Origin of the sequence: Brucella sp. JSBI001 (assembly GCF_026014005.1) — a bacterium.
In the GTDB taxonomy this organism is placed as follows: Bacteria; Pseudomonadota; Alphaproteobacteria; order Rhizobiales; family Rhizobiaceae; genus Brucella; species Brucella anthropi.
The window spans coordinates 1,433,959-1,449,066 of sequence record NZ_CP110339.1; the positions used below are offsets into that span (position 1 = coordinate 1,433,959).

A 15,108-nucleotide genomic window follows, 5' to 3' on the forward strand; every position below is an offset into this window, starting at 1 on the left:
AATTAAATCAATGTAGATTCGCGGGCGAGATGAACGGCAGCACAATGACGAGCAAAGCGGACTTGATCAGAATTAGAACATTCCAGACGGGCGACGCGGACAGTGTTTTTGCTGTAATCTTGCCAATACAACAATGCGAGTTCGACATTCCGATCAGCGCAGACGACCAACCTGATATACGAGACGTGGAGGGGTTCTATCGTCAGGGAAGCGGTGAATTTTGGGTAGCCGAAGCCGATGGTCACATCGTCGGCACCATAGCCCTCAAGGATATAGGGCAAGGTCAGGCTGCTTTGCGGAAAATGTTTGTCGCCAAGGCTTATCGCGGTTCCGAATTCGGTACTGCGCACAAATTGCTTGCAACGCTCATTTCGCACGCTCACGAACGAGGCGTTACCAAAGTATTGCTTGGAACGACCGAGAAGTTTCTGGGCGCACATCGGTTTTATGAAAAGAACGGCTTCGTGGAAATCTCCCATACAGATTTACCGGAAGATTTTCCGCGGATGGCTGTCGATACAAAATTCTATGCAATAGAATTATCTTGAAGCACGCGACCACTCGCTTGCTTCAAGATAAGAGCAGCTTTCCGTCACCTATGCTTGCGTTCTAGAAGTCGTCCCTATGCCGTATCGATTGCACATAAGCGTAGGCTGTGCCCAGAAGCACAGGAACGATTACCAAAGCGGTCCAGAATAGAATGTTGCTCATCTCTGCCCTCCCTCCCGTGGTGCGTAGCGATGTGCTTTCTGCATTTCTGCAGGCTCTATTCTAACACGTAAGAAGCCATCTTGTTCCAAATTCTTAATGAGGGGTTAACGGCCTCAATTGTTCTGACGGGCGAGTATCATGGCAATCCAGTCGATAAATACCCTGACCCGGGGAGAAAGTTGCCGATCGCGCGGATATACAACAGATACCGGTGACGAGCTGGGCGGATAAGCGTGGAGTATCTGTACTAATTTTCCATCCGCAATATGTCGTATCGCATGATAGCGAGGTATCTGAATGATCCCAAGGCCCAAGCTGGCCGCAGCCGTATAGCTTTCAGCGGCATTGACCGAAACCGGAGCCGGTATTGTCACTGTTCGCAATTTGCCGTCGACCATAAACTCCAGGGGCATACGGGCTATGCTGCCGCTGGCTCGGAAGCCGATCATCTGATGGCCATCAGTCAGTTGATCTGGATGTCGGGGTTCCCCAAATCGTGCAAGATAGGCAGGAGATGCGACGGTAACCTCATCCAGCATCGCAACACGCCGGGCAATCATGTCGCTATCCTGCAGGAGACCCACACGCAGAACGCAATCGATACCTTCCCGAACCGGATCAACGAACCGATCGCCCTCGGTCATATAAAGTTCAATATCCGGATACTTTTCCAGAAAAGCTGGCAATTCCGGTAGCAGAAAATGCCGCGCAAGCGTGCCCTGCACTTCCACCCGAAGCAAACCTCTCGGCATTGCGCCAGAAAATCCGCCTTCGGCATCCTCGATACTAGCTATGATTTCTATGCAGCGCTGATAATAGGCCTGACCATCAAGCGTTGGATTAACGTGACGCGTAGTGCGCAAGAACAATTGCGTGCCCAATCGTCTTTCGAGCTGCTTGATCGCGTCGGTGACGGTTGAACGCGGGATCCCTAGATCTTCCGCCGCCAATGTGAAACTGCGTCGTTCCAGTACACGGGTAAAACCCGCATCGCATCAAACCGGTCCATCTGATTGTTCGCTACTTTCGGATAGTAATGACAAATAATGCCGGATTAAACGGTGTTAGAATAGTGCGATCTTGCTGTGGGTTGTACAAACCCAAACCACCGGAACGGAGCAGACAATGTCCGATATGAAAAACAAGGTTGCCATCGTCACTGGAGCATCGCGCGGCATTGGCGCTGCCATTGCCGAAAGACTGAGCCACGACGGTTTTACTATCATCGTTAACTATGCAGGCAATGCCGCTCTCGCCGACGCCGTCGTCAACAAGATCGAGGCTTCGGGCGGCATTGCGCGAGCAGCACAGGCTGATGTTGCCGATCCTGCCGCAGTAAAGAGAATGTTCGATGCGGCCGAAGACGCTTTCGGCGGCGTAGATGTTCTCGTCAACAATGCCGGTATCATGACCCTGTCGCCTCTCGCCACAACAGAGGACGTAGATTTCGACAAGCTCGTTTCGGTCAACCTCAAGGGCACCTTCAATACCATGCGGGAGGCTGGTAAACGACTGCGCGACAATGGGCGTATTATCAATTTTTCCACCACTGTCGTCGGCCTGAAACTGGAAAACTACGGTGTTTATGCCGCAACCAAGGCCGCAGTCGAAACCTTGACGGCGATCATGACCAAGGAAATGCGCGGTCGAAACATCAGCGTCAATGCCATTGCGCCCGGCCCCACTGCGACCGATCTCTTTCTCGATGGAAAATCCGAAGAGCTGGTAGCACGCATGGCCAAGATGAGCCCGCTCGAACGTCTGGGGACCCCGGAAGACATTGCAGGGGTGGTTGCGTTCCTGGCCGGACCCGACGGTGCATGGGTAAATGGCCAGATATTGCGCGCCAATGGTGGGATCATCTAGATTACCCGTGCACGCTCTGCGAGGCATTTACCTCGTAGAGCGTATTATTCCCTAAACTTATCCTAATAGTTGTAGATAATCCCTATTCGCCTTGACAGTTTGTCGCGGTGAGGCTTCACATGAGCCGGATTCTTTTCGCCTTTTCTAATAGAATTGGAAATGGCACCGGTCGTCGTGAGGGGATGCAAATGCTTATTGGTTTCAACCGGCTTTTCTGGGCCTTTGCAGTCACAGCTTGCCTGTCGGCAGCTCCACACACTACACAAGCGGCCGAAACCCGGCGGATAGAGATCACCAAAGATAGCGATTATTTCGGCTTCGACTTGCGTACGGAGAAGAATGTCTCGCTCGACCAGTGCAAAAACATTTGTCTGGGTGACAATGCTTGCCTCGCCTTCACCTATAATCCGAAGGTCAAGTGGTGTTTCTTGAAATCCGATTTCAACAAGCTCAATCAGTCCGTTGGCTCTATTGCGGGTAAGGTCGTCACGCAATCCGCTGCAGCCCGCGAAGTAGAAGATATTGGCGCTCCGCCCAGCATCTCGTTCTTCGCCGCCAATCTGATTGACGAAGCCCGTCGTCTGAAGCGCGAAATCAATGGCCTTGAAAGCTCCGACAGCCTGCGCACTTTGCGAAATGAAGCAGGTGCAGCGGGCCTGAATGGCGATCCGCGCACGGCGATGGAAAAGTTCCGCCTGGCTGCCAGCATGTCGCCGGATGAAAGCGAAATCTGGACCGGATATGCGCTTTCAGCGCTTGCGACCGAGCCGTCCAACGGTCAGGAACGTTCCAAGTTCCAGCGCGATGCGACGTCGGCCTCGTGGTTTGCCTACCAGACCTCACGCACCAAGGATGAGCGCGCGCAAGCGCTTGCCGTCATGGCGCAGGCACTGGAAACGCGCGATGCATCGCGCCCGGCCTTACAGGCCTATGAAGCGAGCCTTGATCTCGTCAATTCCGCATCCGTTCGTGCAGTCTATGAAGATCTGAAAGCCCGCAAAGGCTTCCGCATCGTCAACAACACGGTCGATAATGATAATGCCGCCCCGCGCATTTGCGCGCAGTTCTCGGAAGAACTGGTCAAGAGTGGTGTCGATTATTCAAGCTTCGTCAAGCTTGACAATGGCGCGCCGCAGGCAGTTGAAGCCAAGGATCGTCAGATCTGTGTCGAAGGTCTGGAACATGGCCGCAATTACACAGTGACGTTCCGTCAGGGTCTGCCATCGGCTGTTGGCGAAGTGCTGCCAGCTCCGGTCAATCTTTCGATCTATGTGCAGGACCGTGCGCCATCCGTGCGCTTTACCGGCGACAGCTTCGTGCTGCCTGCCAAGGCACGTCGCGGCATTCCGCTGGTCAGCGTCAATTTGAGTACAGCCAAGGTCAAGCTCTACCGCGTCGGCGACCGTTCGCTGGCACAGCTTCTCTCCGGCTACCAGTTCCTGCGCCAGTTGGACAGCTACGACATCAGCACGGTTTCCGATCAGATGGGTGCGCCTGTCTGGGAAGGTGAAATCGAGGTTGCAGGCAATGAGCTGAACAAGGAAGCAACGACCAGTTTCCCGGTTGATGAAGCACTGCCGGAACGCAAGCCCGGCGTCTATGTGCTGACCGCTGAACCTCTGGTTCAGAAGTCCGATGACGAATATGGCACCAAGGCAACGCAGTGGTTTGTTGTTTCCGACATCGGCCTTTCGACCTATACCGGACAGGACGGCATCAATGTGTTTGCCCGTTCGCTGGAAAGCGCAGAGCCGCTTAAAGGCGTGAAGCTGACGCTGCTTGCACGCAACAATGAAGTGCTGGGCGAAGCGACCACCGACAGCGATGGCCGTGCGACGTTTACGCCGGGACTGACACGCGGCACGGACGGCATGGTGCCAGCGGTGCTGATGGCAAGTCAGCATGATGAGGATTTCACATTCCTCGATATGGCGCGCGCCGGTTTCGATCTTTCCGATCGTGGTGTGACGGGCCGTGCGGTGCCGAAAGCGCTTGATCTTTATGCATGGACAGAGCGCGGTATCTACCGCGCTGGCGAAGTTGTGCATGTAGGCGCGCTTGCGCGTGACGACACCGCAACCGCAATCGATGATCTGCCGCTCACCTTCATCTTCACGCGTCCCGATGGCGTGGAAGATCGCCGTCTCGTTTCCGACAGCAAACTGGCCGGTGGTCATGCCATCGACCTGACATTGCCAACCAACGCCATGCGCGGCACATGGTCTGTGTCGGTCTATACCGATCCCAAGCAGCCAGCGATTGCAACGCAGATGTTTCTGGTTGAAGATTTTGTACCGGACCGGATCGAGTTCGATCTGACGTCTGACAAACCAGAAATTGCTGTTGGCGAAACCGCCAATATCACCGTGGACGGTCGTTTCCTCTATGGCGCGCCTGCCGCCGGTCTTGCGCTTGAAGGCGAAGTCACGCTTTCGACCAAGCGTCAGTGGGACCGCTTCAAGGGCTATTACTTCGGCCTCGCCGATGAAGAACAGGGCGAAGCCACACGCCTGCCGCTCAATGGCCTGTCAAAAGTCGATGACAACGGCAAGGCAACTTTCCCGGTTACAATCGATGAAATGCCGTCAACAACGCGTCTCGTAAACGCAGCCGTGACCGTTCGTATGCGCGAAACCGGAGGTCGTGCGGTTGAGCGTAAAATCGATGTGGCCATTCAGCCGGAAACCGATCTCATCGGCATTCGCCCGGATTTCGCTGGCGATGAAGTTCCGCAGGGCGGCACTGCAAAGTTCAGCCTGATCGCCTCTGACAGCAAGGGTGATCGCAAGGCGCTTGATGGCGCACAATGGTCGCTGGTCAAGATCGAGCGTAATTATCAGTGGTATCGCAGTGGCAACAGCTGGAACTACGAACCGGTGACTTTCACCAAGGCTATTGCCAACGGCAAGATTGACCTTACAACCGATAGCGAAGCTGAAATCAGTCTGCCGGTCGATTGGGGTCGTTACCGTCTGGAAATCGAAACAGCTGATGCTTCGGGTCCGGCCACAAGCTATGAATTCGATGCGGGCTGGTTTGTCAGCTCCACTTCGACCGAAACACCGGACGGGCTGGAAATCGCGCTCGACAAGGAACATTATGCGGCGGGTGATACGGCTGAACTAAAAGTATCCCCACGTTTTGCCGGTGAGTTACTCATCACCATTGGTGCAGAGAAGCTGCTCCAGACCATCACGGCCAGTGTGCCGGAAGGTGGCACGACCATCGATATTCCAGTTGGTGAGGATTGGGGTGCGGGCGCCTATGTAACAGCAACGCTGTTCCGACCGGGTGAGGCGATTGAAAGCCGTATGCCTGCTCGTGCCATTGGTCTTAAATGGCTGAAGGTCGATCCTGCCGACAAGCAGCTTGCTGTCAAGCTGACCCCGCCTGAAAAGATCACGCCGCGTTCCACACTTTCCATCCCGGTTTCGGTTGAAAATGCGGGTGGCGAACAGGCCTATGTCATGGTCGCGGCAGTCGATGTCGGCATTCTCAATCTGACACGCTATCAGCCGCCGAACCCTGAAAACTGGTTCTTCGGCCAGCGTCAGCTGGGCCTTGAAATGCGCGATATGTATGGTCGCCTGATCGATGGTTCGCTCGGCGTCACCGGCAAGCTGCGCACAGGTGGCGATGGTGGCAATATGGCAGCGGAAGGCAGCCCGCCCACCGAAAAGCTGGTTGCGCTGTTCTCCGGCCCTGTTGAACTCGACAGTGACGGCAAGGCTACGATCACCTTCGACATACCGCAGTTCAACGGCACCGCGCGTGTCATGGCGGTTGCATGGACCAAGAAGGCTGTCGGCCACGCCGTCACCGATGTCATCATCCGCGATCCGGTGGTTATTACCGCTGGTGTGCCGCGCTTCATGGCCCCCGGCGATCAGGCCAATATCCGCTTCGATATTGCCAATACGGATGCACCGGATGGCGATTATCGTGTGAGCTTAGAGACCACAGATAATCTCGGTGTCGAGGTTGGCTCCTATCCTGAAAGCATTGCGCTTACAGGTGGCAAACGGCAGTCGATCACCGTGCCGCTCAATGCTGTGGCAACGGGTGCCGGTGGTGTGACGATCCGGCTTTCCAATGATGCAGGCCTCAATGTTGAACAGGCTTTGGCATTGCCGGTGCGTCCGGTCGATCTGCCGGTCACGAGCCGCCATGTCGTCAATCTCACGGCCAATGGCGGAAGTGTGCGAGTCGATGGCGGCCTTCTGTCTGAAAGCCTGCTTGATGGTGCTTTTGTCAGCGTTGGTGTAACGCGAAGTGCCGCATTTGATGTGCCAGCATTGTTGATGGCGCTCGACCGCTATCCTTATGGCTGCACAGAGCAAACCACCAGCCGCGCGTTACCGCTGCTCTATTTGAGCGAAATGGCGGCAGGCACAGAAGCAGCAGCGGGTCTGGAAAGTCAGGAAGAACTTAAAAAGCGCGTACAGGATTCCATCTTCCGCGTGCTCAACAACCAGTCTTCAAGCGGGTCGTTTGGCCTCTGGTCGCCGGGATCGGGTGATCTTTGGATGGACGCCTATGTGACGGACTTCCTGACGCGTGCCCGCGAAAAGGGCTATGACGTGCCGCGGCAGGCGATGCTGTCCGCACTTTCTAATCTGCAAAATGCGCTCGGCTATACCACCGACGTCAAGGAACGCGGTAACGACATTGCCTATGCGCTTTATGTTCTCTCCCGCAACAAGAAGGCTTCTGTTGGTGATCTGCGTTACTTTGTCGATACCCAGCTTGAAAACTTTGCAAGCCCGATGGCCGTCGCCCAGCTGGGTGCAGCACTTGCCCTTTATGGTGATCAGCCGCGTTCGGAACGCGTGTTCAATGCGTCGCTCCAGCTTGCAACCAGCCAGTCGAGCTATGACTATAACCGCTCTGATTATGGCTCGCCGCTGCGTGATGGTGCGGCCATGCTGGCGCTTGCTTCGGAAACCAAGCCTGCGCCGAAAGTGCTGCCATCGCTGATTACGCTGGTCGAGTTCCAGCGCGAAAAGGCACGTTATCTCAGTACGCAGGATCAGGCATGGATGCTGCTTGCAGCACGCGGGCTTCAGGATGACAATGGCGCAATCAGCCTCGACATCAATGGCACAGCGCATCAGGGCGCGTTCTCCGAGCGTCTCAATGGTGCAGCCCTTGAAGCACAGCCGCTGGTCGTCACCAACAAGGGTCAGGGTTCGGTTGATGCGGTCGTGACCGCAGTTGCACCGCCTGCGCAGTCACTGCCTGCCGGTGGCGAAGGTTTCGCAATCGAGCGCACTTATTATACGCTTGATGGCGAACCGGCCAATGTCACCGGCGTCAACCAGAATGAGCGCTATGTGGTTGTTCTGAAAATCGATGATCTGCAGCAATGGCAGTCGCGTCTGCTTGTGACTGATCTCTTGCCAGCCGGTTTTGAGATCGACAATCCGGGCCTTGTTTCCAGCGCTGATCTTGGCAATTTCTCATGGCTCGAAAGCACGCAAGCGGCCCATCTCGAATTCCGCAATGATCGTTTCGTGGCTGCTTTCGACCGCTCCGCAGGCGAGAAGAAGCCGATCACACTCGCTTATGTGGTGCGTGCGGTGACGCCGGGTCTTTACACGCATCCGGCGGCAACGGTTGAGGATATGTATCGTCCGCAATTTGCAGCGCGCACGGCAACGGGCATGATGGAGGTGGCCGCGCCATAGCGCGGCCAGACGAATGAAAAGGCGGTGGAAAATAGCGATTGGCGGTGCCGTGTTTCTCGGCATCGCCGCTGTAGGAACGGTTGCTGGGCTTGACTGGCTCGACCGCGCTTATCCTCCGCCTTTGCCGGAACGGCTGACCATTTCCACCGAAGTCATGGATCGTGACGGCGCTTTGCTCCGCGCCTATGCAACGCCGGACGGCTATTGGCGGCTCAATACACGGATTGAGGATGTCGATCCGAAATTCGTGAAAATGCTGATCGCCTATGAGGACAAGCGGTTCTACGATCATGGCGGTATTGATGGCTGGGCGCTGTTGCGTGCCGCTTATCAGCTTGCAGGGAGTGGTCGTATTGTTTCCGGCGGCTCCACACTGTCCATGCAACTTGCCCGCCTGATAGAACCTCGCGAAAGCCGCAGCTTCGGCTCCAAGTTCCGACAGCTGGCGCGTGCAATCCAGATCGAACGGCGGTTAAGCAAGTCTGAAATTCTGGAGCGCTATCTGACACTCGCGCCTTATGGCGGCAATCTGGAGGGGGTGCGGTCGGCATCGTTAGCCTATTTTGGCAAGGAGCCGCTGCGCCTCACCATATCGGAAGCAGCGCTTCTTGTTGCCCTGCCGCAATTGCCGGAGCGCCGCCGCCCGGATCGCGAGATGGAGAATGCGGTTGCTGCGCGGGATCGCGTTCTAAAACGCATGGTTTCGTCTGATGTTTTCACGAGCGAAGAAGCCGAGCGCGCATCGCGTGAGCGCATATCCGCGACGCGTCATCCCTTGCCTTCATTGGCCGCCCACTTTGCCGATCTCGCATTGAAGCAGGCACCGACCGAGGCCCGGCATCAGCTGACGCTTAAGAAGTCGGTGCAGGCTGGGCTTGAAGTTGTGGCACGCGAAGCTGCTGCGAAGCTTGGGCCAAAAGTATCGGTCGCCATGGTGCTGGCCGACAGCCGCAACGGCAATATTCTTGGCGAGGTTGGCTCCGCTGATTATTTCGATGGCAAGCGGCAGGGCTGGATCGATATGACCCGCGCCGTGCGCTCGCCCGGTTCCACGCTCAAACCTTTCATCTATGGGCTGGCCTTCGAGCAGGGACTGATTGCGCAGGAAACCATCATCGAGGACCGCCCGCAGGATTTTGCGGGTTATCGTCCGCGTAACTTCGATATGAGCTATCAGGGCGATGTCAGCATCCGTCAGGCGCTGCAAATGTCGCTGAATGTGCCGACCATCAGCCTGCTCGATGCAGTCGGTACAGCACGGCTCACCACGCGTATTCGTCAGGCGGCGGTTAATCTCCAATTGCCGAAAGGCGAAGCGCCGGGCCTTGCCATCGGACTTGGCGGTGCGGGCATCAGCCTGCGCGATCTGGTGCAGCTTTATACAGGCCTTGCCAATGGCGGTCGCGGTGCAGCCCTTCGTGACGGCACCGAAGGTACCGAGCCGGTGCAGCCATCGGCCCCTATTCTCACCGAGCAGGCATCGTGGCAGATTGGCGATATTCTGGCCGGTGTCGTGCCGCCGCAGGGTGCTAAACGCCTCGGCCTCGCTTACAAGACCGGAACGTCCTATGGTTATCGTGATGCCTGGTCGGTCGGTTATGACGGGCGTTATGTGCTGGGTGTCTGGGTCGGGCGTGCCGATGGTGGCTCGGTGCCGGGCCTTGCGGGCTATGTTTCGGCGGCGCCCATCCTGTTTGAAGCCTTTGTGCGCTCAGGCGTTGTTTCCGTGCCGTTACCGCGTGCGCCTGCTGGCGCATTTCGCACAGCACGCGCTGATCTTCCGGTGACGCAGATACGTTTTTCATCGAGCAGCGATCCTCTGCCGGTTCTCAAAGCCTCGATTGAGCCTGCGCCGCGCATCGTGTTTCCACCTGATGGCGCGCATGTCGAATTGAAAGCCCTGACCGATAATGCCTCGCCGCTGGTGCTGAAATTACAGGGCGGACGCGCACCGTTTCGCTGGCTTGCCAATGGCAAGCCCATTGCTGAGATTGAACGGCGGCGGACAACAAACTGGCAACCGGACGGAACCGGATATTCGACGTTGACCGTGGTCGACGCTGCCGGACGGGCCGCCAGCGTCAACATTTTCGTAGAATAACGGCTACTGGGCCGCTTCTGATAGAACGGTGTTTTCCGCAGCTTTCTTCTCCAGCGACATGACTTTCAAATTGCCGGAAAACAGCATGCCGGTTATCGGAAGCACCGGCTCCAAAGGCAGTTCCTCGTGATGGGCACTATCTTTGGGAACATGCAGCTTATGTTCCACGCCCTCTTCGGCACCGGATAGAGTAAGCGCCACATTCCCGCGTGCTTCCAGCAATTTAGTGCCGTAAAGAAACTCGAAACTCAGCATCGAAACCAGAAACTTGTAGGTTCCGTCGCGTACGCCGCCCTTCATCATTGCCGCGCGGTGCACCTCCCCGCCCATCGCAACATCAAGCGGCGGAATACGGGGGTCACAAACATAGCCAAGCGCCAGCAGCTGCCCGTTATCAACTTCAAAGCGCATTCTGTCTGAACCGAGATCGAGAGCCGAGATCGAGAACCGGCGATTGCTGTATTGGACCGGCACGCGCCCCAGCCGCTTGCAAAGCTGCTCGCCGCTCAGCGCGCGCGCATTGGCGAAATGGTCTGGATCTATGGCGAATGGCAGCGCCTTCGGACGATGCGGAACTGACAAGGCCGGTTCAAGAACATCCGCAATCAAATTCGCAACGATGGTTGTGGAAACAGGGCGCGCATAATGGCCCTGATCGAGATAGAAAGCCGGATTGCTTACGACATCACGGCCATATTGTTGCATCAGCATTCGCGAGACATCGGCTGAGATCGTTCCATACCATTGCGAAATGTAGTTGATGCCGGCATCAATAGAGGGAACGGAATTCAGAAATGAGCCATTGCGTGCGCCGAACACAAGCGTTGCAATACGCAAGTTTGGGTTGCGCTCAAGCGCGTAACGAATGATCCCTTCGTAAAACCGTGCCCAATGACGGAATGGACGCCGTTCATCGCCATAAACGAAGGCATCGTTGATCGCGTACTCAATCAGCAACAGCTCACACTCTTCGAGCTGTTCGAACTGCTTGAGCTGATAAAGACCGAGCGCACTCGTCGTGCCCCCGACCGCAAGATCAGCGACGATGTCGAGTTCCACCCCGCGTTTCGCCATCGTCGATAAAAGCGTCGGCAGATAACCGGGCAGCATGACAGTGTTTGAACCACCGATGATTACAGTCTTGAGTTTCATTTCGTCACCGTTGCAGCCTTACCGGCTGGCGTTAGCGAACCGCAACGCCACACACCGTAAGTGCTTGCATCCCAATCAAAATAATAAGCAGCTGCGATCCGGCCGCTATCCATCATCTGCCGAAAACGGTCGCGTGCTTTCTCGACCAGTTGTTCGCGATTATTGTCATTGGCCGGGCAGGCCTTGGACGTATTGGCAAAGCCCCATTCCGTGATCCAACAAGGCTTGCCATCCGCCCCACCGCAGAACGAAAGCGCATTGCTGATGTGCTTTGCACGTGCGGCCCGCGTGCCACTGCTGCCCGGATAGATGTGAATGCCGTAGCCGTCTGCAGCGCCATCCAAACCATACTTCTTGAGAAGATCAGTAAAGGCGGCGGGTTCGACAGTGTCGATTCCGCGCCGGTCGGCATCGATGAAAGGGATATCGGACAAACCCGCAGATACGACCTTTGCCTCGGTGCTATGCTTGGTTTTCGCCAGCTCTGCCCGGACAATACGCAAAAGTTCGACGTATTTTTCAGCACCTTTTTCGACCAGAGGAATCTCCTCCATCTCGCTTAAAGAGCGGGCAGTCTTCATCTTTTCCTTGGGCAGAATGGCAAGATCGCCATTATAGGCACCCCAGTTGATCTCATTGCCGGGTTCAACGGCAACGAGCGGGACCCCCAGCGCATCAATCTTTTGCAAGGCGTCACCCATTGCCTGCTGAAAGTGCTCGGGAGATATGTCGGAAAGCCGATACATGTCCCAGATACGCCCACGCCCGGAACGGGGCTTCGTTCCTTCAGGATAGAAGTCTGCATTGTTGAGCGATATTTCGAGCAGAATGGCCAGACCCTTCTCATGGGCAAGGCGCACAGCATCGATGCTCTGATCAATCGGTCGTGTGAGCGACAACCGAACTGCCACCACGCCGTTTTCGACCATCTGATCGAAGATCTGTTTGCGCTCTGCCGGCTTGAGCCAGGCCATGTTGACCCTGTTGACGCCAAAGCGCGTATCGGCAAAAGCGCTCTCAGATTGGGCTGCTAACAACATGCCGCCTAAAAGCGCCACCACTGCCACCACCCCACTCCCGATGCTCTTGCGCGTTTGCATCATCGGATACCAATATCCTTCAGCGCGCCGTTGAAATTGGCTTCACATTCCGAATAACGATTGATGGCCGCTGGCACATCGATCCTGGAAAGGAAGTCGCGCAGATAGGCTTTTTTCTGCGGCTCGCGGTTCCAGACGCTCGCATCGATATGCGGAAAGCCGACAAAACCGAGCATTTCGCGCATACGGTCATCGACCGCGATCATCAGCCCCGGAACACCCGATTGCATTCCGATGATCGTGCCGTGGAAACGGCGGCTCAGGCCGAAATCCTGACTGGAAATCCAGCTGCGCCATTTGTGCGTATCGAAGAATACCAGCAGCTCGTTCTTGCGCTGCCATTTTTCCATGTGCTTGTAATCGACCGGCGCCGTGATGCGGCTTGCGGCCTGATCATAGGCTTCGGAATGATCTTCACCCGCCATGTTCATGTTGTAGACGATGACCTCATCCTGAATGACGTAGCTTGCAACGCTGTCCTTTTCGAGCAGTGCATGGGCATCAACAATCGTATCCGCCACACTGCCGAGATAACCACCGAAGGAAATTTTCTGCGCGTCTGCAAGGCTAGGATCGGCAAGGCGGCTCAGCGAGAGCTTCATCTGATCCGGCGCATAATAGAGCGATGGGCAGCCGGTCGGACGGACATATTTCATGCCCGCATCTTTCAGGAACTCTTCGGTGAAATGCCCGCGCGTGAGGAAGAAACTTTCCTTGCGGCGCAGAATTTCGAGGAACCGTCGCGTGCCTTCTGGCAACTCCGCTTTCAGATTTTCCTTCTTCTGAATACCGATGCCCATGACCACAATCGGCATGTTCAGCTTTTCAAAGACGAAGGATTCCGTCGTTGCCGCATAACCGGGCCGCAGAAGATTGGCTGAGGCAAACAGGCAAAGATCAAAGCTTTCGTTGAGCTTCGCATAGGTATCCGGTGAATTGAGGCTGTTGGCCAGATGCCAGAACGGGACATAGGTTACATCATGGCCGCGCACGGCGTTGGCTGCGCCCTCACCGATGAGATAATTGCCCGTATTGGCAATCTTCTTGACCTGATCGATCACATCCTTCTTCGTGCGGATGGGCTCGAAATAGGGGCGATGCTTGACACTCGCCCCAGAAACGCTTTCGACGGTCCGCATCAAATAGGACGGGATGCCGGTGATCATTATGCGCATGGTGATCCATCTTCGCTGGAGTTAAGGCATGTCTCCCAAAAATGGGAACCGGTTTTGGGACAAAGACATGCGAACAATATAAATCTGAAGCCTGCTTCAGACCGGGCTGGACTGGGAGTTATCCAATGCCGATTTCTGAAAGCACACTTCGGAAATTGCGTTCTCGCGCCGAGTAGTTTTCGATGACTTCGGGGATATTCATCGCGGCGATGTGGTCGCTCACGAAAGCCCGCCGGTCATTGGCCGCGTTGAGGTCTCGGGCATCGATTTTCGGAAGGCCTGAGAAGTTCAGCATCTCTCGCATACGATCATCGACAGCGACCATCAGGCTCGGCACACCAGCCTGCATGGAAATAACATTGCCGTGGAAACGACGACCGAAGGAGAAATCCATAGTCGAGCACCAGGCGCGCCATTGATTAGTATCGAGGAAGGCGTGAACGCTGATCTTCTTCTTGAGATCGTCCGAGCCCTTGTAGGTCAACGGACCGACGAGTTCGCCGGTTGTGGAATCGTAGGCGCGGCCATTGGCATCGGATTCAAGCTGCATGTCGAAGTGCAGCAGCTCATCTTGAACCACATAGGCAGAACGACCATCATCCGAACTCAGCGCGTTCATATCACCAATGGTTTCAAGTTCCGCACCCATATAGCCGGTGAAAACGGTACGACCCTCGCCCACCTTCACATCGGGCAGACGACTGATCGCCTTGCGCATATTATCCGGACGGAAATAGAGCGACGGACAGCCGACCGGACGAACATAGGAAAAGCCCTGATCGCGGAGATATCCGGCAGCATTTTCACCGCGCGTGAGGAAATAATGCTCACGGGATTTGAGTACTTCCAAAAGCTTCTTCGTGCCCGCTGGCAGGCCGTCTTCGCCTTCAATGTCAGGACGGTTCTGGATGCCGATGCCGAGCATAACCACCGGCATGTCGAGCTTGGACAGAACGAGGGCTTCCGCATCCGCAGACAGGCCTTTGCGCAGAAGGTTTGCGCAGGTGAAGACGCAGATATCGAATTCCTTGTTGACCTCTTCGAGACCCGTTCCATTGTTCACGCAATTATAGAGATGCCAGAACGGGATGTGCTTGGCGCTCGGCAGAAGCGCCGTCATGGCACCTTCGCCGATCAGATAATTGCCAGTATTGCTGATATTCTTCAGCTCCTGGATGAAATTATCCCTGGATTCGGAATCCCGCTGTTTTTCCGAATAATGGACCTGCGCTTTATCCGCACGTTGGATAAGGCGCGTCAGATGGCTCGGAATGCCTGTGACGAGGATTCTTGGATTGGTTGGGCGGCTCATAGGT

General features: G+C 55.8%; 8 protein-coding genes and 1 pseudogene. 4 read left to right on the forward strand and 5 right to left on the reverse strand.

The window, feature by feature from the left end; translation table 11 throughout:
* Positions 1–29: 29 nt before the first annotated feature.
* Positions 30–548, forward strand: a complete 519-nt coding sequence (locus LJ361_RS06945) for a GNAT family N-acetyltransferase (RefSeq protein ID WP_226622724.1) — start codon at positions 30–32, stop codon at positions 546–548.
* Positions 549–824: 276 nt separating this feature from the next.
* Here the strand turns inward: LJ361_RS06945 and LJ361_RS06950 are convergent.
* Positions 825–1,720, reverse strand: a pseudogene (locus tag LJ361_RS06950) (LysR family transcriptional regulator).
* Between the two features lie 116 nt (positions 1,721–1,836).
* Between LJ361_RS06950 and LJ361_RS06955 the strand changes: the two are divergent.
* From LJ361_RS06955 to pbpC, 3 genes are all read left to right on the forward strand, one after another.
* Positions 1,837–2,577: an SDR family oxidoreductase gene (locus tag LJ361_RS06955; protein ID WP_010658646.1), complete on the forward strand. Its 741-nt coding sequence runs from the start codon at positions 1,837–1,839 to the stop codon at positions 2,575–2,577.
* Between the two features lie 182 nt (positions 2,578–2,759).
* A complete protein-coding gene (locus tag LJ361_RS06960; protein ID WP_151665379.1) occupies positions 2,760–8,264 on the forward strand; it encodes an alpha-2-macroglobulin family protein in 5,505 nt (1,834 codons plus the stop codon).
* 13 nt (positions 8,265–8,277) lie between these two features.
* A complete protein-coding gene (gene pbpC, locus LJ361_RS06965) occupies positions 8,278–10,365 on the forward strand; it encodes a penicillin-binding protein 1C (protein ID WP_264813085.1) in 2,088 nt (695 codons plus the stop codon).
* A 3-nt stretch (positions 10,366–10,368) separates the two neighbouring features.
* On the opposite strand, the gene LJ361_RS06970 is transcribed toward pbpC, so the two are convergent.
* The 4 genes from LJ361_RS06970 to LJ361_RS06985 form a co-directional block, all read right to left on the reverse strand.
* Positions 10,369–11,517: an SGNH/GDSL hydrolase family protein gene (locus LJ361_RS06970; protein ID WP_151665358.1), complete on the reverse strand. Its 1,149-nt coding sequence runs from the start codon at positions 11,515–11,517 to the stop codon at positions 10,369–10,371.
* The gene (locus tag LJ361_RS06975; protein WP_151665357.1) at positions 11,514–12,620 is read right to left on the reverse strand and encodes a glycoside hydrolase; all 1,107 of its coding nucleotides are present in this window, start codon (positions 12,618–12,620) and stop codon (positions 11,514–11,516) included. Before LJ361_RS06975 ends, LJ361_RS06970 begins: the two co-directional genes overlap by 4 nt.
* Entirely contained in the window at positions 12,617–13,792 is a 1,176-nt protein-coding gene (locus tag LJ361_RS06980) for a polysaccharide pyruvyl transferase family protein (RefSeq protein ID WP_094541075.1), read from the reverse strand. Before LJ361_RS06980 ends, LJ361_RS06975 begins: the two co-directional genes overlap by 4 nt.
* Before the next feature lie 118 nt (positions 13,793–13,910).
* Positions 13,911–15,104: a polysaccharide pyruvyl transferase family protein gene (locus LJ361_RS06985; protein WP_071630835.1), complete on the reverse strand. Its 1,194-nt coding sequence runs from the start codon at positions 15,102–15,104 to the stop codon at positions 13,911–13,913.
* Between the last annotated feature and the right edge of the window lie 4 nt (positions 15,105–15,108).

What these genes read in the sequence shown, in the direction of transcription:
- LJ361_RS06945 (WP_226622724.1), top strand. Translation starts at nt 30, where the DNA reads ATGAACGGCAGCACAATGACGAGCAAAGCGGACTTGATCAGAATTAGA.
- LJ361_RS06955 (WP_010658646.1), top strand. Translation starts at nt 1,837, where the DNA reads ATGTCCGATATGAAAAACAAGGTTGCCATCGTCACTGGAGCATCGCGC.
- LJ361_RS06960 (WP_151665379.1), top strand. Translation starts at nt 2,760, where the DNA reads ATGCAAATGCTTATTGGTTTCAACCGGCTTTTCTGGGCCTTTGCAGTC.
- pbpC (WP_264813085.1), top strand. Translation starts at nt 8,278, where the DNA reads ATGAAAAGGCGGTGGAAAATAGCGATTGGCGGTGCCGTGTTTCTCGGC.
- LJ361_RS06970 (WP_151665358.1), bottom strand. Translation starts at nt 11,517, where the DNA reads ATGAAACTCAAGACTGTAATCATCGGTGGTTCAAACACTGTCATGCTG.
- LJ361_RS06975 (WP_151665357.1), bottom strand. Translation starts at nt 12,620, where the DNA reads ATGATGCAAACGCGCAAGAGCATCGGGAGTGGGGTGGTGGCAGTGGTG.
- LJ361_RS06980 (WP_094541075.1), bottom strand. Translation starts at nt 13,792, where the DNA reads ATGCGCATAATGATCACCGGCATCCCGTCCTATTTGATGCGGACCGTC.
- LJ361_RS06985 (WP_071630835.1), bottom strand. Translation starts at nt 15,104, where the DNA reads ATGAGCCGCCCAACCAATCCAAGAATCCTCGTCACAGGCATTCCGAGC.